The following is a 20,800-nucleotide window of genomic DNA, read 5'->3' as shown; positions in this document are numbered from 1 at the left end:
CGGGAAAGATCCTTCGGCAATACCTCCGTGGGTGAATGGCGCGGCGGGCCTACACCGCCATTTCCCCAAGAATCCATTCGCGGAAGGCCTTGACGCGCGGCTCGTCCGCGCTGGCGGGCGGATAGACCAGGTTGTAGGCGTAGTCCTCGGCGACCCGCACGCCCAATTCGAACGGTTGCACCAGCAGGCCCTGTTCCAGCTCGCGGGCGACCATGGCGTGGTCGGCCAGGCCGACCGCGCCGCCCTCGAGCACCGCCTGCACCACGTGGCTGGTGTCCTCGAAGGTGACGCAGCCGCTGGCGTCGAAGTCCTCCACGCCGGCCGCCGCCATCCAGCGCGACCAGTCGGGCCAGGGCGCGCCCTCGGTTTCACACACCACATGGCACAGCGTGTGGGCCTGCAGGTCGCGCGGCTCGCGCAAGGGCGGGCCGTCTTCCAGCAGGCTCGGGCAGCACACCGGGACGATCTGCGTGTCGAACAGGCGCTCGGCCAGCAGACCGGGATAGCGTCCGCTGCCGAAGCGGATGGCCAGGTCGATGTCGTCGACGGCGAAGTCACGTAGCTCGTCGCTGACGTCGAAGCTGAGCTTCAGCCCCGGATGCAGCGCGCGGAACTTGGGCAGGCGCGGCAGCAGCCAGTGGGTGGCGAAGCGCGCGGTGAGCGAGACCCGCAATTGCTCCGAAGTGCGTGCCAGGCGTCGCGCCCGCACGGTGGCGCGGTGCAGCAGGCCGAGTGACTCTGCCGCCGCTTCCAGCAGCAGCGCGCCTGCCGGGGTCAGCTGGATACTGCGGCTCGTGCGCACGAACAGGCCGAGGCCGAGCTGGTCTTCCAGCTCCTTGATCTGGTGGCTGACCGCCGCCGGCGTGAGGCCGACTTCTTCCGCGGCGCGGGTGAAGTTCAGGTGGCGGCCGGCGGCCTCGAAGGTGCGCAGCGAACGGATGCCGGGGAAGGGACGGCTCATCGATCTTCAAATCCTGCTTGATGATCTGTCGAGAAATACTCGTTTCTCCTGGCTTCGTCAAAGGCCGATAGTGATTCCACTTGATGCTGGATATGCAGATGTCCAGGTAGTGAAACACCGAGCAGAGGAAGCCAAAGCCATGTCAGCCGCCATCCATCCCTATATCACCCAACGCAACGCCCAGCCCGCCAGCGCCGCCGACCTCGCGCCCTTGGCCTTCGCCGGCTACGCCCATTTCACCGCCATGCAAGTTCGCGGCGGTGGCATCCGCGGTCTGGACCTGCACCTGGAGCGTCTGCGCAATGCCTCGCTGCGGCTGTTCGGCCAGAGCCACGCCGACGCGGAAATCCGCGCGGCATTGCGCGCCGCGCTGGAGCAGGCGCCGGACGATACTTCGCTGATGGCGACGGTGTACTCGCCCGCCGGGGAGTTCACTGTCGCGGGTCCTGAACACCGTCCCGAGCTGCTGGTGCGCACTGCACCGCCGTCGGATGGGCCACAGGGACCGCTGTCGCTGGCCATTGCCGGGCACGAGCGGGTGTTGCCGGAGATCAAGCACGTCGGCGAGATCGCCAAGACCTGGTACCTGCGCGAAGCGGTGGCCGCCGGTTTCGATGATGCGGTATTCACCGACCATCGCGGCCGCTTCAGCGAGGCGACCATCTGGAACCTGGCCTTCTGGGACGGTGAATCGGTGATCTGGCCGCGGGCGAAGATGCTCACCGGCACCACCATGGGCATCCTCCAGCGCCAGTTGGACAGGCTCGGCGCGCGCCAGTCATCGCTGAGCATCGATCAGCAGGACCTGCCGCGCCTGGCCGGCGCCGTGGTGATGAACTCCTGGACGCCGGCTGTGCCGGTGAGCCGCATCGGCGACGCGGAGATTCCGCCGGCGCCGGAGTTTGTCGAACTGCTGCGCCGCGCCTTTGAGGCGGAGCCGCGGGTTAAGCCCTGAAGGTACGCAGAAAGGTAGGGCGGATAACCTGGAACAGGTTATGGCGGATAACGCTGTCGCGTTATGCGCCCTACTGCGGGTTCTTGCACGCGAACAGCAGCTCACTCCAGATGCGCGGAAAATCCACTGGCCTGCGGCTCGATCTGCTCGCGCAGGGTCAGCGCAGGGATGTCGTAATCACCGCCGTTCTGCCGGCGGAAGGGGATGGGCGCGGTGGTCTGCAGGTTGTCCAGGCGCTCGCCCAGCTCCTGCTCGATCTGCGCGTAGCGCTGCGCATCCACCCGGCTGGTGCGATACACCAGGTAAGGCGGCAGCACGTCGAAGCCGGGGTAGTGCAGCACGCCGTGGTGGATCGGGAACAGCAGGTCCTCGATCGGTCCGTTGATGCCACGCGCGCTGTAGTGCGACTCCCAGCCGCCGGTGGTGACCACGAGCATGGCGCGCTTGCCAGCCAGGTTGCCTTCGCCGTAGCGGTCGCCCCAACGGGCATCGGAGTGCTCACCGACGCCATAGGCGAAGCCGTAGGCATAGACCCGTTCGAACCAGCCCTTGAGGATCGCCGGCATGGTGAACCACCAGAGCGGGAACTGCAGGATCACCGTGTCGGCCCAGCGCAGTTTTTCCTGCTCGGCGGCGATGTCGCTGCTCTGCCGGCCGGCGGCGTAGGCACGTTTGGAATCCAGGGATGGATCGAAGCGCGCCTCGGGATCGCGATCGAGGCTGTCGGAGGCGTCCAGCGTGGCTTTCCAGTTCATCGCGTAGAGGTCCGAGACCTGAACCTCATGGCCGGCGGCCTGCAGACGGCGCACGGCGAAATCCTTCAGCGAACCATTGAGCGAGCGCGGTTCGGGGTGGGCGTAGACGATCAGTACATTCATGGCGGCTGCTTCCGTTGAGAAGGGGGTGTGCGCAGGATGCGATTGCCGCAGGTATAGTGGAAATGAATATCCGGTATCCCAGGTATATGAATGAATAATCTGCGCAGGCTCGACCTCAACCTGCTGGTGACCCTGGACGTGCTGCTCTGCGAGCACAACGTGACCCGCGCGGCCCAGCGACTGAACTTCTCGCAGCCCTCGGTGAGCGTGCACCTGGCGAAGCTGCGCGACATCTTCGACGACCCGTTGCTGCTGCCCGGCCCGCGCGGCATGCGCCCGACGGCGCGGGCCGAATCCCTGCGCGAACCCTTGCGCATCGCCCTGGAAGCGCTGGAGCAGGCGGTGGCGCCCTCAGCGCCTTTCGACCCTGCCCAGGCGGACAACACTTGGCGCATCGCGGCGACGGACTACGGCGAATCGACCATCCTGCTGCCGGCCTTGAGCGCCATTCGCGGCAGCGCGCCGGGCACCCGCCTGGCCCTGCTGGAGCTGTCGCCGCCGCGCATCGCCCGGCAGGCGGAGCAGGGCGATATCGACCTGGCCTTCCATACCACCGAAGGCAGCCCGCCAGGCATGCGCCGCCGTACGCTGTTCAGCGAGCGCTATGTGCTGGCCGGCCGCGCCGGGCACCCGAAGCTCAAGCGCAAGCCGAGCCTGGCGCAGTTCTGCCAGCTGGAGCATGTGATGGTGTCGCCTGATGGCGGCGGCTTCAGCGGCGTGACCGACGAGACGCTGGCGGAGGTTGGCTTGAGCCGACGAGTGACGCTGTCGGTGCCGCATTTCCTGTTCGTCATCTCGGCGCTGGCCAGCAGCGACCTGGTGGCCATGGTGCCGGCGCGGCTAGTGCGGGATAACCCGGCGTTGCGGGTGGTGGAAGCGCCGGTGGCGGTGCCGGGCTATGAGATGTCGATGCTCTGGGATGAGCGCTCGCACCGCGATCCGGCGCATCGGTGGTTGCGCGAGCGGATTGCCGCATCGGTCTAACAACGGAACACACCTGTAGGAGCGGGCCATGCCCGCGATCGCGCGCATGGCGCGCTCCTACAAGCTCCTACAAGAGGCTTCGGCGTTCTGGGTGGGTTCGCGAGCAAGTACGCAGGACAAGTGCGTCCTGGCGTATCAGTCCACGAAGCGCAGCCGTAACAGATACTTCAGCGAAGCGGCCAGCGTCTGCCCATGGCTCAGGCCGTCGAAGGCATGGAACTGCGCCTGCATGCCGGGAGCCCTGGCGACATCTTCCACCAGTTGCTGGGCGGCGCGGGGCGCGCTGGGGGTGATGTCCTCGCGCGGGCGGAAGGGTTCTTCACCGCCGCGCATCAGCAGCAGTTGCGCAGAGTGGCCGGCCAGCCGCTGAGCGAAGCCGTCCTGTTCCTTGAGGATGGCACCGTCGCCCCACCACAGCGAAGGGCTCGCCGGAGCGTAGAAGCTGAACTGCTGCGGTCGGGTGAGCAGCGCGTGGAGCGTCAGCAGGCCGCCGTAGGAATGGCCCCAGAGCGTCTGTTGCGAGCGGTCGATGGGCGCCTGGGCGGCTACCGCCGGGAGCATCCGGTCGCGCATCAGATCGAGGAAGGCGTCGGCGCCGCCGCTGGGATCACCGGTGAGCGGGTCTTTCTGCTCGGCAAGCTGCGGGCGCGTCGGGGTGTAGTCGCGGGTACGGCCACTGCGGTCGATGCGCAGGGGCGTCTGGTAGCCGACGGCGACCAGCAGCGGTGCCTTGCCACTGTTCAGGTCGATCAGCAGTTTCTCGTCCAGCGCGCCGATGGCGGCGTTGCCGTCGAGCATCCACACCACCGGGTAGCCGGTAGCGGGGGCGGGATGGTTCGGGCGGGCGATCCACAGCTGGTAGTGACGCTGGCCGTCGGCGGAGTCCAGCTTCAGCTCGCTGAAGCGGTACGCCAGGTCGTTGCGTTGCAGCAGGTGGGTGTCCATTTTCTGGTCGGGGGCAGGCGCTGCGTGCGCTGCCAGCCCCGGCACGGCGAACGCCAGTGCCAGGGCCAGGAGGCGAATGCTCATCAGGCTTTTTCTCTAATCAGAACGACGCGGTGAGGCTGGTGTACAGCGTGCGGCCCGGTTCGTTGTAGGTGGCGGCACCGGCACCTTCGATGCCATTTACGCCCTGGGCGTTACCCTCGCGGAACAGGCGCTTGTCGAAGACGTTGTCCACCCCGGCGGTGAAGCTCAGGTTCTTGGTGAACACGTAGGTGCCGCTCAGTCCGGCGATGGCGTACGGCGCGAGCTGGTTGTTGGCGCTGCCGGTGACGCGGTCGCCGTGGTAGTCGTACTTCTTCGGCGTCTGCTTGCCGTACCAGGCAACGCTGGCCTGCAGCGACAGCGCGTCGGTGGCCTGCCAGTCGAGCATGGAGTTCAGGGTGTACTTCGGCGTTACCGAGAGCACGTCGCCGGTTTCCTTGTTCTTCGATTGCAGCATGTAGGTGAAGTTGTTGCTCCACTTCAGCTGCTCCATCAGCGGGATGGTCAGGGTGCCTTCCAGGCCCTCGACCAGCGCCTTGGGCACGTTCTCCCACTGGTAGATCGCCGCGTTGGCGTAGCTGCCGGTGCCGCCGCTGGCCTGATCGATGGGCGACAGGCCCGACTCGATCTTGTTCTTGTAGTCATTGCGGAAGTAGGTCAGGCCGGCGATCAGGCCGTCCTTCTGGAACTCGATGCCCAGCTCCTTGTTGACGCTGGTTTCCGCCTTGAGGTCCTCGTTGCCCTGCAGGTAGCAGCTGGTGCTCTGGCCGTAGCAGCCCTGGCCACGGCTGTAGAGCAGGTAGTCGGGGTTGAGCTGGTAGAGGTTCGGCGCCTTGTAGGCGCGGGCGATGCCGGCCTTCAGGGTGACGGTATCGGTCAGCGCGTGGGACAGGTTCAGCGACGGGCTGAAGTTGTCACCGACGATGCTGTGGTGGTCCCAGCGCAGGCCGGGAGTGAGCATGGTGCCGGGCATCAGCTCGATGTTGTCTTCGGCGAACAGCGAGAAGATCTGCGCCTGCGAGGTGGTGTCACGGTTGCTACTGGTCAACCCCGGCACCGAACCGCCTTCGCTGGTGGTCTGGGTGTTGGCGCTGGGGTCGTCGAGCTTCTGCTGCACCCATTCGCTGCCCAGGGTCAGGGTCTGGTCGCGCCAGGCGTGCAGCGGCAGGTTCACTTCGCCGTGGGCGGTCAGGTCGCGCAGGGTGGCGGTGTAGAAATCGGTGTTGCTGAAGATGCCCTCGGTGCCGCCGGCCAGGCCTTCATTGATGCGGCTGTTGCGGGTCTTCTCGTACTGCAGGTAGGCCATGGAGCTGCCGAAGTCCCACTCGCCGCGATGGGTGATCGAGTAGTTCTCGCGGTACATGCGGTTGGTCTCGTGGCCGAGCATGGACTTCACGTTGGCGTTGCTGTTGGTGTTCTGCGTATCGCCGGTGTAGATGTTGCCCTGGCGGCTGAAGCCGGCCTCGAAGTCCAGCGTCTGCTCGGGCGTCAGGTGCCAGCTGAGCAGGCCGTTGACGTCCTTGTTGCGCACGCCTTCGCGGCCGGCGGGGAGGGTTCCGGCCTGGTTGCCGGTGCGGTTGGATTCGTGGCCGGCGTTGATATCCCAGTCGTCCGAGTCGGTCTTGGCGACGTTGCCGTACACGCGGTAGCTCAGGGTGTCGGTCAGCGGGCCGTTGAGGCCGAAGGTCATGCGCTGGGTGGCGCCTTCGTCACTGTGCTGCGGGAAGTTGCTGTAGACGGTGACGTCGCCGTGGGTTTCCTTGCCGGCCTGCTTGGTGATGATGTTCACCACGCCACCCGCCGCGCCGTTGCCGTAGCGCGCCGCCGCCGGGCCACGGAGGACTTCGATGCGCTCCACCTGGTCGGCCGGCACCCAGTTGGTGTCGCCGCGCGAATCACGCTCGCCGCGCCAGCCGTAGCGCACCGCGTTGCGGCTGGAGACCGGCTTGCCGTCGACCAGGATCATGGTGTTTTCCGGGCCCATGCCGCGGATGTCGATCTGGCGGTTGTTGCCGCGCTGGCCGCTGGTGGAGTTACCGGTCAGGTTCACGCCCGGCATGGTGCGGATGATCTGCGACAGGTCGCTCGCCGGCGGGCGCTTCTTGATGTCCTCGGCGGTGATGATCGACACGCCCGGCATCTGCTTGGCTTCCTCGGCGGCGGTGGCGACGATGGTCTCGCTGTCGAACTCGACGACATCGGAATCGGCGCTGGCGGCCTGCACGGCGAAGGACAGCAGGCAGCTGGACAGCAGCAGGAAGGGCGGAAGGAACTGCATCGGACGGGACGACATCGGTGATCTCCGGCAACTGAAAGATCGCCAAATGATAATGACTGCTATTTGCTAGTAAAGCGCATTAACTTTCTAAACACTTGCGGCGCTTTGTTGGCCCAGTTTGCTCGTTGGCGGGAGTGCGGCGGGCAGCAGCAGGTGCAGGCAAAGCCCCGACTTGCCATGGGCAGTGCCGTTTTCCGCCCAGAGCCGCCCATCCGCCAGCTCGACGCCGCGCCGGGCGATAGCCAGGCCGAGGCCGAATCCGCTGGACTCCGACGGCTGCAGCCGCTGGTAGGGCTGGAAGATGCGTTCGAGGTCTGCTTCGGCCACACCGGGGCCGTCGTCGCTGACGCGCAGGTGCCAGAACGCGCCCTCGCGCCAGCCGTCCAGGCGCACGCTGCCACCGCGCGGGGAATGGCGGATGCCGTTGCGCAGCAGGTTTTCGATGGCCTGGGCGAAGCTGTCCAGGTGCACCTGCACCACGCACTCGGTGCCCAGCGAGCAGGGCAGTCGCTCGGGCTCCCAGCCGCTTTCGAAGCAGGCGTCCTCGCGCAGCGCCTCCCAGACCGACAACACCAGTACCGGCTCGCGCTCGAGCTGCGGACGCTCGGTGTCCATCCAGGCGAGGTCGAGGGTGTCTTCCAGCAGGCGCTGCATGTCCTGGATCTCGCGGTCCAGGCGTTGCCGCAGCTGGTCCGCCGGCAGGTCGCTGTCATGGGCGATGCGCAGGCGCGCCAGCGGCGTGCGCAGCTCGTGGGATAGCGTGCGCAGCAGCAAGCGTTGCTGCGCCAGGCTGTGCCGCAGGCGGTCGGCCATGTGATCGAAGGCCAGCGCCAGTTCGCCCAGCTCATCGCGGCGATGGGCCAGTGGTGTGCCGGGGCCCTCGCTGTCCAGGTCGTCGGCGCGCAGGGCATCGGCGCGGGCGCGCAGGCGATTGAGCGGCAACACCAGGTGGCGATAGATCAGCAGACCGAGGAGGGCGGCCAGCAGGGTCGGCACTACGCCGTGGCTGAACAGGTGCGTCCAGGGTGTCAGGCCGCCCGGCAGCAGGCGCTCGGGCAACTGCATGACCAGCCGGCCGCGCTCGGGATGCCGGGGGAATTCGATGCTGACATAGGGCAGCTCGTCCTGCAGGCGCCGGCTCATCGGCCAGTGCAGCATGCGCATGAAGGTCAGGTGGCTGGATTCCTCCGCCGTCAGCGGCGTGGTGCCCAGGCTCTGCAAGTGCTCGCCGATCACCGCAACCCAGGTGTCCTCGGCAGCGGAAAGCTCTCGGCGGAATTGCTCCACGCCCTCGGCGCCCTGCTGCTCCCAGACCCTTTCGGCCTGCTCGGCATAGCGTGCCAGGTAGTCGCGATCCTCGGTGCCGAGGAAGTAGGTGCTGCGCTCCAGCGACAGGCCCCAGGTCCAGATAAGCCAGGTCAGCAGCAGGCAGAAACCGACCTGCAGCGCGGCGATCTTCCACAGCAGCGGGTGACGACGCATCAGTGACGTTCCGCGTCTACCAGGATGTACCCCTGGCCGCGCACGGCCTGGATCTGCACCTCTTGCGCACCGATGACCGCCAGCTTGCGGCGCAGGTTGCAGACATGCACGTCCAGACCTCGGTCGAGCCGCGTGTAGGCACGGTGCAGCACGCTCTGGTAGAGGAAGCTCTTGCTCAGCGCTTCGCCAGCATGGGCGTTCAGCGTCACCAGCAGGCGGTACTCGGAATGCGTAAGACCCGCGTGTTCACCGTTGCGGGAAACGTCCTGCAATTCATCGTCGAACTGCACTGAGCCCTGCGGGCGTGGTACTTCGCGGGAGCGATCCAGATTGACCCGGCGCAGCAGCGCATCGATGCGCGCATCCAGTTCCGCCAGGCTGAAGGGTTTGGGCAGGTAGTCATCGGCACCGCGGGTGAAGCCGGTGATGCGATCCTGTTCCGCGCCCAGGGCGGACATCAGCATCACCGGCGTGGTGCGCGCGCTGCGCAGCGTATCCAGCAGGGACAGGCCATCGACGCCGGGCAACATGATGTCCAGCAGGACCAGGTCGAAGTCGTTCTGGTGGACGGCCACCAGCCCCTGATCACCGTTCGCGCAAGTAGTGACGGCAAAGCCGCGCTGACAGAAATGACGTTCGAGGTCCAGGCGAAGACGGGAATCGTCTTCCACCAGCAAGAGCGAAGGGGACACAGCAGGCCTTGATGCGAATATTTACCATTTGCAAATATCTCACCCCTTTCTGTCAGAAGGCAATGGCGATTTGCCTGGCATCTGTCAGAAACAGCCTCAGACCCAGCGCCGCACCCGGCTGCAGAAAGCCTCGAACTCCGCACCGAACAGTTCGCGCAGCGCCCGCTCTTCCGGGCGAATCTGAAAGCGCCCGATGTACAGCACGAAGACCGCGACACCGAGCACCGCCAGCGCCGAACCGAGGAACACGCACCAGCCCAGCAGGACGATGGCGAAGCCCAGGTACATGGGATTGCGCGTATGCCGGTAGATACCGGCGACCACCAGCGAAGAGGCGGACTCCGGCTTCAACGGGTTGACCGTGGTGCGCGCGCGGCGAAACGACGCAACGCCCGCCAGGCAGACTGCGATCCCGGCCAGCGCCACCAGCAGGGCCAGCCACAGCCGGTTGCCCAGCGGATCGATCGGGCGCACCGCCAGCCACATCAGTACGGCGGTGATGATTGCCACCAGGGGTGGGGGAATACGGTGTTCCAGCCAATCCATGCTCGGTCTCCGGGCCGGTGCGGCCATCTCCAGTGAGGTGCCCACACTAGCCCAGATCGATGCCCTTAGCGCGGCCGGCGTACTGCGCGAACCCTGCCGCTGTTGCCGCCGCCGCAGTAGAAACGCTCGTCGCCATCGGCCTCCAGTCCGGAAACATGCACGCCTTCGGGCATGTCCAGCTGCTCCAGAACAGCGCCGGACTGCGGGTCGATACGGCGTAGCTCGCTGTAGGTCGATTCCGGTTCCCAGGTGCCATGCCAGAGTTGGCCCTCGACCCAAGTCACCCCGGTGACGAAACGATTTGAATCAATCGTACGGAGGACTTCGCCGGTTTCCGGGTCGATCTGATGAATCTTCCGTGCGCGGTACTCGCCGACCCAGAGCGAACCTTCCGCCCAGGCCATGCCGGAATCGCCGCCGTTGCCCGGCGCGGGAATGGTCGAGAGGACCTTGCCGCTGGCCGGGTCGATCTTCTGGATGCGGCTTTCGGCGATCTGGTAGAGGTGCGTGCCGTCGAACGCGGTGCCGGCGTGGGCGGGCACTTCGATGGCACGTTCCAGGTGGCCGTCTTTCGGATCGAGGCTTTGCAGGCGCTCGCCGACAGCGAACCAGACGCGCTGGCCGTCGAAGGTCAGGCCGTGGACGGTGCTGACGCCGGGGAAGGGACCGTACTCCTGCAGTACCTGCGCCGGAGATTGCTTGTAGTGGGTGGTCATGGTGTAGCCCTGCACGTTGTGGGTGGGAGCCTTCAGCCTATTCAGACACCGAAGGGCGCGGGGAGTAACAAGGTCGTCGCGAATCCCGGCGCTGGCGGCAGCGTCCAGCGACGGGCGCGCCCTTGCCCGAGCGCCTGTACCCGGCCGGCTTCGGCCAGGGTTTCGAGGGCGCGCTGCACGCTGCGCTGGCTGGTATCCAGCGCCAGGGCAAGTGCCGAGCTGGACCAGGCCTGGCCGTCACTGAGCAGCGCCAGCACTTCAGCGTTGGCGTCCTCCAGCGGAGGCGCAAGGACCACCGGATTGGCGGCAACCAGCCGATAACCGCGAGGAGTCGACTCGATGCTGGCCACGGGCTGCAGCAGGCGCCGCAGGCGGCCGATTTCCACGCGCAGGCGTGCCCGGTGGGTTTCGTCCGGGTGGCGGGTGCGGAACACCCGGCCGATCAGCTCGGTGCGCGTCACATCGCCGGGCCAGGCTTCGGCCAGCACACGGGCCAGGGCAAACAGCACCGGGCGGCTGCTCAGCGACAGGTCGCCGATGCGGTTGCGGCAGGCGTCCACCACCAGGACGTCGGAATGCAGCAGGCTTTCCACTTCATCCAGCGACAGCAGGCGGGTCTGCTGCTTGTCGATCTGCCTGACGGCCGGCGCTGCGAGCGTGCGCGCCGCCTGGTCGATCTCCGCGCGCAGCGCGGGAATACCCGACGCGGCGGCTGCCTCGGCGGCCCTGCGAAGCGCCGTGCGTGCTTGACCGGCCTGCAGCCGGCGCACAGCGATGCCGGAAGCAATCAGCCAATGCACCGCGCGCAGCGGCGCCGGTAGTGATTCCGGTTCCAGTTCGGCAAGTGCTGCATGGGCCTGATCAAGCTGGCCGATCAGCAGCGCGCGGCGGATCAGCAGGTAATGGGCGTGGGCAGCGTTGATCCTGTCGCCATGGAGCTGCAGCACCCGCGCCGCCTGCTCCAGCGGTACCGTCGGCCAGTTCAGCTCGCGGCTGGCCAGCGCGACTTCCGCCTCGGCCACGTAGCAGCGGGCGCGCGCCATCGGCTCATGGGCACCGAAGGTGCGGGCGGCGCGGCGCAGCAGGGTACGTGCGCGAGGAAAATCACCCAGCTGGGCCATGGCAATACCGCGCAGGGCCAGCGCCGGCGCGTCTTCGCGCAGCGCCACGCGGTTCAGCGCGCCCAGCGGATCGCCGGCCGCGAGGGCACAGGCTGCCGCCGTGATCAGCGAGTCCATGGAAATCCTGCCAACTTTGTCACTCCCGTCGAGCACGGCCCGCTGCCTAGTCTAAGCCATGCCCACCGAGCCGCCGCTGGCGGAGGAGAACTGTCATGACTGCCCATCCCACCGCTACCCGCGAAGAATGGCTGGCCGCACGCCTGGACCTGTTGGCCGAGGAGAAGGCCCTGACCCGGCGCAGTGACGAACTGGCGCGCAAGCGCCAGGCGCTGCCCTGGGTGCTGGTCGACAAGGACTACCGCTTCGACACCGAGCACGGCCCGGCGAGCCTTGCCGACCTGTTCGCCGGCCGCTCGCAGTTGCTGGTCTACCACTTCATGTTCGGCCCGGACTACCGCGCCGGCTGCCCGTCCTGTTCGAACATCGCCGATGGCTTCGATGGCTACGCCACCCACCTGGCGAACCACGATGTGAGCCTGCTGGCGGTCTCCCGCGCGCCGCTGGAGAAGTTGCTGGCGTACCGCCGGCGCATGGGCTGGAGCTTCCCCTGGGCGTCATCCCACGGCAGCGGCTTCAACTACGACTTCAACGTGTCGTTCACCGAAGCGCAGCAGCGAGGCGGGGAAGTCGACTACAACTTCCGCCGCGAAGGCCCCGCCGCGGGTCCGGCGCCGGCGCCCGTGGTGGAAACCGCCGCCTGCTGCGGCACCGACGTGGCGACCTTCACCCGCGATCTGCCGGGGATGAGCAGCTTCGTGCGTGAAGGCGACAACATCTATCACTGTTACTCCACATATGCCCGTGGCCTGGACTCGCTCTGGGGCCTGTTCCAGTGGCTCGACCGTGCGCCGCTGGGGCGTAACGAGCAGGGCGTCTGGTGGCGTCGGCACGACGAGTATTGAGGGTATCGGCGGACTTTCCCTATAGGAGCTGGCCATGCCCGCGAACCGCGGACGGAGTCCGCGCAGCTCCGGTGTGCATCGGCGCCGTAAGCCCTGCTTACGGGTCGCGAGCATGGCTCGCTCCTACACCGGCCAGCGGCGGACTCTCACTGTAGGAGCGGGCCATGCCCGCGAGCGCGGACAAAGTCCGCGTGTGCCAGCGTGCATCGGCATCATGGGTCAGGGCTTCCAGCGCGCCGCGCTGATATCCACGGCGCGCGGCAGGATACGCTCGGCGAGGAACAGGTCGGCGGTGCGCTGTTGCGCGGCAATATCCGCATCACCCACGGGTTGAATGGGCGAGGGCGGACGGTGCCTGAAGGTTTCCTCTATCACCGCCGGCGCCAGCCCGGTCACGCGCGCCATGATCGCCACGCTGCCGGCTTCGTCGCTGCGGGTCAGGGCTTCGGCCTCGTTGAGGGCTTCCAGTACCTGGTGAATGAACGCCGGGTTGGCGCCCGCGTATTCCCGGCTGGACAGGTAGAACGGCCCGGTCAGGCCAACCGCCGAACCGTCCGCCAGCAAGCGCGCATGGCCGTCCAGCAGCAGCGCCGAATACCACGGGTCCCAGATCGCCCAGGCATCCACCCGGCCGCTCTCGAACGCGGCGCGGGCATCGGCCGGCGTCAGGTACAGCGGCTGGATGTCTTTCAGGCTCAGGCCTTCCTTCTGCAGCAGGCGCAGCAGCAGGTTGTGCGAGCTGGAGCCTTTCTGGAATGCCACGCGCTTGCCCTTCAGCTCGGCGACGCTGTGGATCGGGCTGTCCCTGGGCACCACCACGGTTTCAGCCTGCGGCTTGGGTGGCTCGACGCCGACGTAGAGCAGGTCGGCGCCGGCGGCTTGGGCGAAGATCGGCGGGATGTCGCCAGTGGAGCCGATATCGAGGCTGCCGACGTTCAGCGCTTCGAGCATCTGCGGCCCGGCGGGGAATTCGATCCACTGGACCTGAGTCTGCGCGAAACGCTTCTCCAGCAAGCCGTGTTCCTTCGCCAGCACCAGGCTGACCGAGGCCTTCTGGTAGCCGATGCGCAGCTGCGCCGGGTCCTGCGCCTGGGCGGTGCCAGCCACGAGCAGCAGCAATCCGGCGAGCAGTCGATTGAGCAGTCTCACAGCCTTATTCCTTCCAGTCGTGGGAGGGTTTTTCCCAGAGGTTGATCCCGCCTTCCACGGCGTGACGATCGATCTCCGCCAACTCCTCGCGGCTGAACACGAGGTTATCCAGCGCGGCGACGTTCTCGACGATCTGCTCCGGCCGGCTCGCACCAATCAGCGCAGAGGTTACGCGGGCATCGCGCAGCACCCACGCCAGCGCCAGTTGCGCCAGGCTCTGGCCGCGGCGCCGGGCGATTTCGTTCAGCGCGCGGGCGCGGCGCAGGTTGTCCTCGGACAGGTGCTCAGGGCGCAGCGAGGCGCCGCCCGGCTGGTTGACCCGCGCATCGCCCGGCACGCCGTTCAGGTAGCGGTAGGTGAGTAGCCCCTGGGCCAGCGGGGTGAAGGCGATGACGCCCGCACCCAGCTCGTCGGTGGTGGCCAGCAGGTCTTTCTCCACCCAGCGGTTGAACAGGTTGTAGGCCGGCTGGTGGATCAGCAGCGGTACTTTCCATTCCTTCAGCAGCGCGGCGAGTTCGGCGGTCTTGCCGGCGGAATAGGACGAGATGCCCACGTACTGCGCCTTGCCTTGCTGCACGGCAGTGGCCAGGGCACCGGCGGTTTCCTCCAGCGGCGTGTCCGGGTCGAAGCGGTGCGAGTAGAAGATGTCCACGTAGTCCACACCCAGGCGCTTGAGGCTCTGGTCGAGGCTGGAGAGCAGGTACTTGCGCGAGCTGCCGCCCTGGCCATAGGGGCCGGGCCACATGTCCCAGCCGGCCTTGGTGGAGATCACCAGTTCGTCGCGGTAGGCGGCGAAGTCTTCGCGCAACAGGCGGCCGAAGTTGATCTCGGCGCTGCCGTAGGGCGGGCCGTAGTTGTTGGCCAGGTCGAAGTGGTTGATGCCCAGGTCGAAGGCGGTGCGCAGCAGGGCGCGCTGGCGGTCCAGCGGCACGCTGTCGCCGAAGTTGTGCCACAGGCCCAGGGAAAGAGCGGGCAGCACCAGGCCGCTGCGGCCGACACGGCGGTAAGGGACGCGCTGGTAGCGGTCGGGGTGGGCGAGATAGGTCATGGGGACTCCTGTGGGAACGGGCCGCAGCCAGTGCGGCCCGTGGATCGTCAGAGGGTGTAGCGGTTGGCCGGGCGCTTGAGCCCGAGATGCTCGCGCAGGGTGCTGCCGCTGTACTCGCGGCGGAACAGCCCGCGTCGCTGCAGTTCCGGGACGACATGGTTGGCCACGTCTTCCAGCCCGCCGGGCAGGTGCGGCACCAGGACGTTGAAGCCGTCGGCGGCGCCACCTTCGAACCAGGCCTGGAGCTCGTCGGCGATCTGCGCCGGCGTGCCGATCAGGCTGTAGTGCCCGCGTCCGCCGGCGATGCGCCGGCCCAGCTGGGCGAGCGTTAGATTCTCGCGCCCGGCCAGTTCGGTGAGCAGCAGCTGGCGGCTGCGCTGGCCGCTGTCGGTGAGCGGTAGCTCAGGCAGCGGGCCGTCCAGCGGGTAGGCGGAGAGGTCGAAGTTGCCAAGCATGCGTGACAGCAGCGCGACGCCGACCTGCGGCTCCACCAGCTCCTGGAATGCCTCGAACTTCTCCTGCGCCTCGGCCTGGCTCTGGCCGACCACCACGAACACGCCGGGCATGATGCGCAGGTCATCCGCGCTGCGACCGAAACGTGGCAGGCGACCCTTGAGGTCGTTGTAGAAATCGCGGGCGGCGGCCAGTGAGGTCTGCGCGGTGAACACCACTTCGGCGGTCTGCGCGGCCAGCTCGCGTCCGGTCTCGGAACTGCCGGCCTGGACGATCACCGGGCGACCCTGGGGCGAACGCGCGACGTTCAGCGGCCCCTGCACGCGGAAGTGTTCGCCCTCATGGTTCAGCACATGCAGCTTGGCCGGGTCGTAGTACTGGCCGCTGGCCTTGTCGCGGGTGAAAGCGTCGTCTTCCCAGCTGTCCCACAGGCCGGTGACTACTTCATGGAACTCCCGCGCGCGGGCATAGCGCTCGGCGTGGCCGAAGTGTTCCTGGCGGTTGAAGTTCAGCGCCTCGGCGGCAGCATCGGAGGTCACCAGGTTCCAGCCGGCGCGGCCTGCGGAAATGTGGTCGAGCGAGGCGAACTTGCGTGCCACGTGGTACGGCTCGTTGTAGCTGGTGGTCACGGTGCCGATCACGCCGATGCGCTCGGTCACCACCGCCAGCGCCGAAAGCAGCGTCAGTGGCTCGAAGTGGTCGGAACGCGCCATGCGGCTGGCGATGTCGCCGGTGGGCGCGGCCACGCTGTCGGCAACGAAGACGGCGTCGAACTTCGCCGCTTCGGCCACCTGCGCCAGGCGCTTGTAGAGGCGGAAGTCGAGGCCGCCGTTGGCCGGCACGTCCGGGTGGCGCCACGCCGAAACGTGGTGACCGGTGGCCATGAGAAAGGCGCCAAGGGAAAGGGTGCGTGTCATGTGAGGTTTTCCTGTGTGTCCGTCGGGAGGGACGCAAGGCGGCGTGGGTGTTGTTGTCGACGGCGCCGGGGCGAGCCGGCGCCGCGAATTGCTCAGCCTGGGTAGCGATCAGAAATCCTTGCGCAACTCGACGCCGAAATAGCGGCCGTCGTCGCGCGGCACCATGCGGTAGACGTAGCTGCCGCCCGTGGCCAGCAGGGGCGAATAGGACTTGTCGGTGAGGTTCTTGCCCAGCAGGGCGACGCGCCAGCCGTCGTTGTAGTCGGCCAGGGCGATGCTGGCGCCCCACAGGCCGTAGGCGCCCTGGATGGTGTCGGGGTTCTGGCTGAGGTCGTACTGCACCTTGTCCTGCCAGCTGTAGTCCGTGCCGAGTTCCACATCCAGGCCGTTGTCCAGCGGGATGCTGTAGTCGGCGCGCACGTAGCTCTTCCAGTCCGGTGAGAAGGGCAGCGGTTTGCCGTCGACGTTGCAGGCCGCCGCGGCGCCCGCCGGGCAGGCGAAGCTGTCGATGCGCGCCTTGGTGTAGGCAACGGCACCGGAGACCTTCAGCTGGCGGGTGGCCTGGTAGCTGAAGTCCAGCTCGGCGCCCTCGGACTTCACCTTGCCGGCGTTGATCAGGCGGGTCACCACCTGGCCTGCGACGGTGTCGTAGAAGTTCGCCTGGTAGTTGTCGTAGACGGTGTGGAATACCGCGAGGTTGGCGGTCAGGCGGTTGTCCAGCGCGGTGGCCTTCAGGCCCGCTTCCCAGGAGTTGGAGGTCTCCGGCTTGAGCGCCTCGGTGTCGCGCGGCTGCATGTTGAAGAACACGTTGTAGGCCGGGCCCTTGTAGCCGCGCGAGTAGGTCAGGTAGCTGGTGAGCTGCTCGCTGAGGTCGTACTGAAGGCCCAGGCGGCCGGACCAGCCGTCTTCATCGGTGGAGCCGGAGCTGGACGTGGACGGCTGGATGCCGGTCACCGCCGTGGCCGAAGTGGATCGGCGGCGATGGTCGTATTCCAGATCATCGTGGGTGTAGCGCAGGCCCGCGATGCCACGGAAGTCATCGGTGAAGTTCAGCGTGCTCTCGCCGAACACCGCGTAAGTGTCGCTGCGCGTGCTGTAGTCGGCCACGCCGGTGTTCTGCGCGGTGGTAGAGGTCACCACGCGGCGGTAGGTCTCGTCGTCCACGGCGTGCATGTAGTACAGGCCGCCGACGTATTCGAGGAACTCGCCTTTGGGCGAGGCCAGGCGCAGTTCCTGGGAATACTGGTCGTAGTTCAGCTCACCCTTGTCGTGGGAGCTGGGGATGCTCGCGGTGACCTGGGAAAGACGATCGCCATCCTGCCACTGGGTGTTGTCCCAGCCGCGCCAGGCGCTGATGGAGGTCAGGGTGTAGTCGCCCAGGTTCCAGTCCAGTTGCGCCGACAGGCCCTTGTTGGTGTCGTCGACGTGGGTGCGGTAGTCGCTGTTGATCTTGCGGTTGTCGCTGTCCGCCGTCACCGGGCGCAGGGCACTGGCGAAGGCCGCGCTCGAAGTGCTGGTGATGACGCCGCTGGGGCTGTCGTCGTTGCCCTTCATGTAGTCGGCGATCAGGGTGACCTTGAGGTCGTCGTTCGGGGTGATCTCGAAATTCGTGCGCGCGCCGGCGCGGTTGTAGCCGTTCACCTCGTGGCCGTTGTAGACGTTGTCCACGTTGCCGTCGTAGCTGCCCAGCAGGGTGGTGACGCTGGCCTTGAGCTTGCCGGGGATCAGCGTGCCGCCGATGCCGAAGCGGGTGCGGTTCTCGTTGCCGCCGCCAAAATGCGAGTAGTCGATGTAGCCGGTGGTTTCGTCCGGCACCTCGCGGGTGACCACGTTGAGCACGCCGGCCGACGCGTTCTTGCCGAACAGCGTGCCCTGCGGGCCGCGCAGCACTTCGATGCGCTCGACGTCGAGCAGGTCCAGGGTCGCCTGGCCGGGACGGCCGAGTACCACGCCGTCGATCACCGTCGACACGCTCGGCTCGACGCCGGGGGAGGTGGAGATGGTGCCCACGCCGCGGACGAACAGCGAGGTGTCCTTGTTCGAGGCACCGGTGCGGAAGTTCAGGGTCGGTACCTGCTGGACAATACTCGACACGTTGTTGCGGTTGTCGCGTTCCAGTTGCTCACCATCGATCACCGAGACGGCCACCGGCACCTTCTGCAGCGACTCTTCGCGGCGGGTGGCGGTGACAGTCACGGCTTTCAATGTCGGCGCCGCATCGGCGGACTGGTTGTCGCCATGGCTGGTTTCGGCTGCCTGCACGCTGCAGGCCAGAGCGCCGATCACGCTGGCGATGCCCAGCGCCAGTGCGCTGCGCCGGCCAGTGAATTGTGGACGGCCGAGCGTCCCCCGTTGTTGCGATTGCATAGCCACTCCTTCGTGCCCTGGTCCGCCCTCGGTTCTCTTTGCCGGGGCGCCTTTTTCTGCGGGACTGTCATGAGCGCTCGCTCGTGCGAGTGGCTGGGATCGTTGCGGACAGTTTGTGTTGGTAGCGCTAACATCGGCGAGTATCCTGAATCGCCAGATAGATCGTCAAATAATTAAAAATTACGTTTATATTCCTTAAATATAAGTTCAGGACCCATAGCAGGAGTGCCGGTTTGGCCAGTCAGACACCCCGAAAGCGCCGCGGCGCAGGACGCGTAACGCTGACCGCGGTCGCCGAACGCGCGGGCGTTTCCGCCATCAGCGTGTCGCGCTATTTCAACCAGCCGGCGCAGCTGTCGGATGACCTGCGCGAGCGGATCGGCGCGGCGGTGGAGGAGTTGGGCTACGTGCCCAACCAGGTGGCCGGCGGGTTGGCGTCAGCACGGGGCAGGGTAGTGGGGATGGTGGTGCCGAACATTTCCGGGCCGATCTTTGCCGACACCATCCAGGCCTTCAGCGACACCCTGGCCGCCCACGGCTACCAGTTGCTGCTGGCCTCCAGCTACTTCTCCGAGGACAAGGAAGAAAGCGCCGTGCGCGCCTTCCTCGGCTGGAACCCGGCGGCGCTGGTGCTCACCAGCCACTTCCACAGCGCCGCCACCGAGAAACTGATCGCGGCGGCGGACATGCCGGTGGTGGAGGTCTGGGACTACCAGCCCGCGCGCGCGCCGATCCAGGTCGGGTTTTCTCATTATCAGGTCGGGGTGGATGCGGTGCGCCATCTGCACGGCAAGGGTTATCGACGCATCGCCTTCGTGCAGAACAGCGCGCCCGGCGACTTCAGTGCCCTGGACCGTCGCGACGGCTACGCCGATACCCTGCGCGAACTGGGCGGCGAGCCGTGGATGTTCGTGCCCACCGAAAGCGCGCCCTTCGAAGCCGGGCGACAGGCCATGGAAGCGCTGATGGCGCGGGGGGCGCAGCGGCCGGAGGCGATCATCTTCGCCAACGACAACCTCGCCGCCGGCGGCCTGCTGGCCGGTCAGCGCGCCGGCTTGAAGATTCCCGAGGATTGCGCGGTGCTGGGTTTTGGCGACTATCCCTTCGCGCCGATGCTGCTGCCGAGCCTGTCCACCATCAAACCGCCGGCCCGCGAGATCGGCGAGATCGCCGCGCTGCGGGTGTTGCAGTCGATTGGCGTGGTGCCGCTGGAGGGAGCGGTGGAGCGGCTGAACCTGCTCGGTTGCCGGGTACTGGAACGCGAAAGCGCCTGAGGTGCGCGCCAGCCGTACCTGGACACCGTCTGCCGCGTTGACGGATCGCGGACGTTGCCCAGCATCGCGGCAATGGTCTGGCCGACGATTGGACCTGTAGGAACGGGCCATGCCCGCGAACCGCGGACAAAGTCCGCGTACTCCTGCATGCATTGAAGCCGTGAGCCCTGCTCACGGATCGCTCGCTCCTACACGGGGCCCGTTACTTGGCCAACAGGTCGATCACTTCCTGGTCGCTGAGTGGGTGGAAATCGCGGTAATGGTCGCCCACCGCGCGGAACGGCGACGGGGTATCCAGACACACCAGCGCATCCACCTCATCACGCAGCTTCTGCACGGTTTCCGCCGGGCCGACCGGCACGGCCAGCACCACCTTGTGCGGGTGCTGCGCACGCAGGCACTTGAGCGCGGCGCGCATGCTGCTACCGGTAGCGAGGCCGTCGTCGACCACGATCAGGTCGCGATCCTCCAGTTGCGCCGGAGCCTTCACGCCGCGGTAGAGCACGCGGCGGCGCTCCAGCTCGCGGAGCTGCTCCAGCACCTGCTGCTCGAACCACTCCGGCGGCGGGTCGAAGCGCTCGATCATCTGCTCGTCCACCACCCAGTTCGGCTCGGGGCCATCGACGATGGCCCCGAGGGCGAACTCCTCGTTGCCCGGTGCGCCGATCTTGCGCACCAGCAGCACGTCCAGCGGGGCGCCGAGGATGCGGGCTATCTCCTTGGCAACCGGCACGCCGCCACGGGGCAGGGCGAGGACCAGCGGGGCGACCAGGGGCATGTCGCGCAGGACCATCGCCAGGGCGATTCCGGCGTGGCGGCGGTTGGTGTAGCGCGGACTGGGCATCTGAACCTCCTTTCGCGAGTCACAGCAGCTTGTCCAGGGTGATTGGGCAGCTCGCGGATGCGTTTCCGGTTGGAGGTTAGACGGACCTTTTGGCGCCTGCGACCTGCCGGAAAGCGATTGCGCCCGCGCCCAGCCCGGACGAGCTGGGCGCGGGCGGGCCTGCTGTTGGCTGTGAGCTAGAACCCT

The 20,800-nt window shown here is 67.0% G+C and carries 18 protein-coding genes; 4 read left to right on the top strand and 14 right to left on the bottom strand.

Annotated features, from left to right (window positions below; all coding sequences use genetic code 11):
- Positions 1–49: 49 nt before the first annotated feature.
- Positions 50–961 carry a LysR substrate-binding domain-containing protein gene (locus IB255_RS18575; protein WP_081519866.1) on the bottom strand — a complete coding sequence of 304 codons (912 nt, stop codon included), beginning with the start codon at positions 959–961 and terminating at the stop codon, positions 50–52.
- A 139-nt stretch (positions 962–1,100) separates the two neighbouring features.
- Here IB255_RS18575 and IB255_RS18570 point away from each other — a divergent pair, with 139 nt between their 5' ends.
- Positions 1,101–1,916 carry an aminotransferase class IV family protein gene (locus IB255_RS18570; RefSeq protein WP_081519867.1) on the top strand — a complete coding sequence of 272 codons (816 nt, stop codon included), beginning with the start codon at positions 1,101–1,103 and terminating at the stop codon, positions 1,914–1,916.
- A gap of 101 nt (positions 1,917–2,017) precedes the next feature.
- Here IB255_RS18570 and IB255_RS18565 read toward each other — a convergent pair whose 3' ends face one another.
- Complete coding sequence (locus IB255_RS18565) at positions 2,018–2,794, bottom strand: NAD(P)H-dependent oxidoreductase (protein ID WP_081519868.1); 777 nt, start codon at positions 2,792–2,794, stop codon at positions 2,018–2,020.
- Positions 2,795–2,884: 90 nt separating this feature from the next.
- On the opposite strand from IB255_RS18565, the gene IB255_RS18560 reads away from it, so the two are divergent.
- Positions 2,885–3,778: a LysR family transcriptional regulator gene (locus tag IB255_RS18560; RefSeq protein WP_081519869.1), complete on the top strand. Its 894-nt coding sequence runs from the start codon at positions 2,885–2,887 to the stop codon at positions 3,776–3,778.
- A 135-nt stretch (positions 3,779–3,913) separates the two neighbouring features.
- Here IB255_RS18560 and IB255_RS18555 read toward each other — a convergent pair whose 3' ends face one another.
- The 7 genes from IB255_RS18555 to IB255_RS18525 all read right to left on the bottom strand — a co-directional run bounded on the left by IB255_RS18555 (position 3,914) and on the right by IB255_RS18525 (position 11,717).
- A complete protein-coding gene (locus tag IB255_RS18555) occupies positions 3,914–4,807 on the bottom strand; it encodes an alpha/beta hydrolase (RefSeq protein ID WP_081519870.1) in 894 nt (297 codons plus the stop codon).
- 16 nt (positions 4,808–4,823) lie between these two features.
- On the bottom strand, positions 4,824–7,043 hold the full coding sequence (locus IB255_RS18550) for a TonB-dependent siderophore receptor (RefSeq protein WP_412548126.1): 2,220 nt from the start codon (positions 7,041–7,043) through the stop codon (positions 4,824–4,826).
- A gap of 87 nt (positions 7,044–7,130) precedes the next feature.
- Positions 7,131–8,525, bottom strand: a complete 1,395-nt coding sequence (locus tag IB255_RS18545; protein ID WP_081519872.1) for a sensor histidine kinase — start codon at positions 8,523–8,525, stop codon at positions 7,131–7,133.
- Positions 8,525–9,217, bottom strand: coding sequence for a response regulator transcription factor (locus IB255_RS18540; RefSeq protein WP_081519873.1), 693 nt, complete (start codon positions 9,215–9,217; stop codon positions 8,525–8,527). Before IB255_RS18540 ends, IB255_RS18545 begins: the two co-directional genes overlap by 1 nt.
- 96 nt (positions 9,218–9,313) lie before the next feature.
- Entirely contained in the window at positions 9,314–9,763 is a 450-nt protein-coding gene (locus IB255_RS18535; protein WP_192210656.1) for a methyltransferase family protein, read from the bottom strand.
- Between the two features lie 65 nt (positions 9,764–9,828).
- The gene (locus tag IB255_RS18530; protein WP_081520029.1) at positions 9,829–10,479 is read right to left on the bottom strand and encodes a DUF5074 domain-containing protein; all 651 of its coding nucleotides are present in this window, start codon (positions 10,477–10,479) and stop codon (positions 9,829–9,831) included.
- A 41-nt stretch (positions 10,480–10,520) separates the two neighbouring features.
- Positions 10,521–11,717 (bottom strand): helix-turn-helix domain-containing protein, encoded by a 1,197-nt coding sequence (locus IB255_RS18525; RefSeq protein WP_081519875.1) that lies wholly within the window; start codon positions 11,715–11,717, stop codon positions 10,521–10,523.
- A gap of 95 nt (positions 11,718–11,812) precedes the next feature.
- On the opposite strand from IB255_RS18525, the gene IB255_RS18520 reads away from it, so the two are divergent.
- The gene (locus tag IB255_RS18520; RefSeq protein WP_081519876.1) at positions 11,813–12,562 is read left to right on the top strand and encodes a DUF899 domain-containing protein; all 750 of its coding nucleotides are present in this window, start codon (positions 11,813–11,815) and stop codon (positions 12,560–12,562) included.
- A gap of 219 nt (positions 12,563–12,781) precedes the next feature.
- On the opposite strand, the gene IB255_RS18515 is transcribed toward IB255_RS18520, so the two are convergent.
- The 4 genes from IB255_RS18515 to IB255_RS18500 all read right to left on the bottom strand — a co-directional run bounded on the left by IB255_RS18515 (position 12,782) and on the right by IB255_RS18500 (position 18,496).
- Complete coding sequence (locus IB255_RS18515; RefSeq protein WP_081519877.1) at positions 12,782–13,711, bottom strand: sulfonate ABC transporter substrate-binding protein; 930 nt, start codon at positions 13,709–13,711, stop codon at positions 12,782–12,784.
- Positions 13,712–13,715: 4 nt separating this feature from the next.
- Positions 13,716–14,759 carry an L-glyceraldehyde 3-phosphate reductase gene (gene mgrA, locus IB255_RS18510; RefSeq protein ID WP_081519878.1) on the bottom strand — a complete coding sequence of 348 codons (1,044 nt, stop codon included), beginning with the start codon at positions 14,757–14,759 and terminating at the stop codon, positions 13,716–13,718.
- 47 nt (positions 14,760–14,806) lie between these two features.
- Positions 14,807–16,129: an LLM class flavin-dependent oxidoreductase gene (locus IB255_RS18505; protein WP_192210655.1), complete on the bottom strand. Its 1,323-nt coding sequence runs from the start codon at positions 16,127–16,129 to the stop codon at positions 14,807–14,809.
- 108 nt (positions 16,130–16,237) lie between these two features.
- The gene (locus tag IB255_RS18500) at positions 16,238–18,496 is read right to left on the bottom strand and encodes a TonB-dependent receptor (RefSeq protein ID WP_192210654.1); all 2,259 of its coding nucleotides are present in this window, start codon (positions 18,494–18,496) and stop codon (positions 16,238–16,240) included.
- A gap of 233 nt (positions 18,497–18,729) precedes the next feature.
- Here IB255_RS18500 and IB255_RS18495 point away from each other — a divergent pair, with 233 nt between their 5' ends.
- Complete coding sequence (locus IB255_RS18495; protein WP_192210653.1) at positions 18,730–19,770, top strand: LacI family DNA-binding transcriptional regulator; 1,041 nt, start codon at positions 18,730–18,732, stop codon at positions 19,768–19,770.
- A 202-nt stretch (positions 19,771–19,972) separates the two neighbouring features.
- Here IB255_RS18495 and IB255_RS18490 read toward each other — a convergent pair whose 3' ends face one another.
- Positions 19,973–20,614 carry a phosphoribosyltransferase gene (locus IB255_RS18490; RefSeq protein ID WP_192210652.1) on the bottom strand — a complete coding sequence of 214 codons (642 nt, stop codon included), beginning with the start codon at positions 20,612–20,614 and terminating at the stop codon, positions 19,973–19,975.
- Positions 20,615–20,800 lie beyond the last annotated feature (186 nt).

This window comes from Pseudomonas sp. PDM22 (genome assembly GCF_014851965.1).
Taxonomy (GTDB): Bacteria; Pseudomonadota; Gammaproteobacteria; order Pseudomonadales; family Pseudomonadaceae; genus Pseudomonas.
The sequence above is the reverse complement of the archived record's forward strand: the minus strand, read 5'-3'. Positions and strand labels throughout refer to the sequence as shown.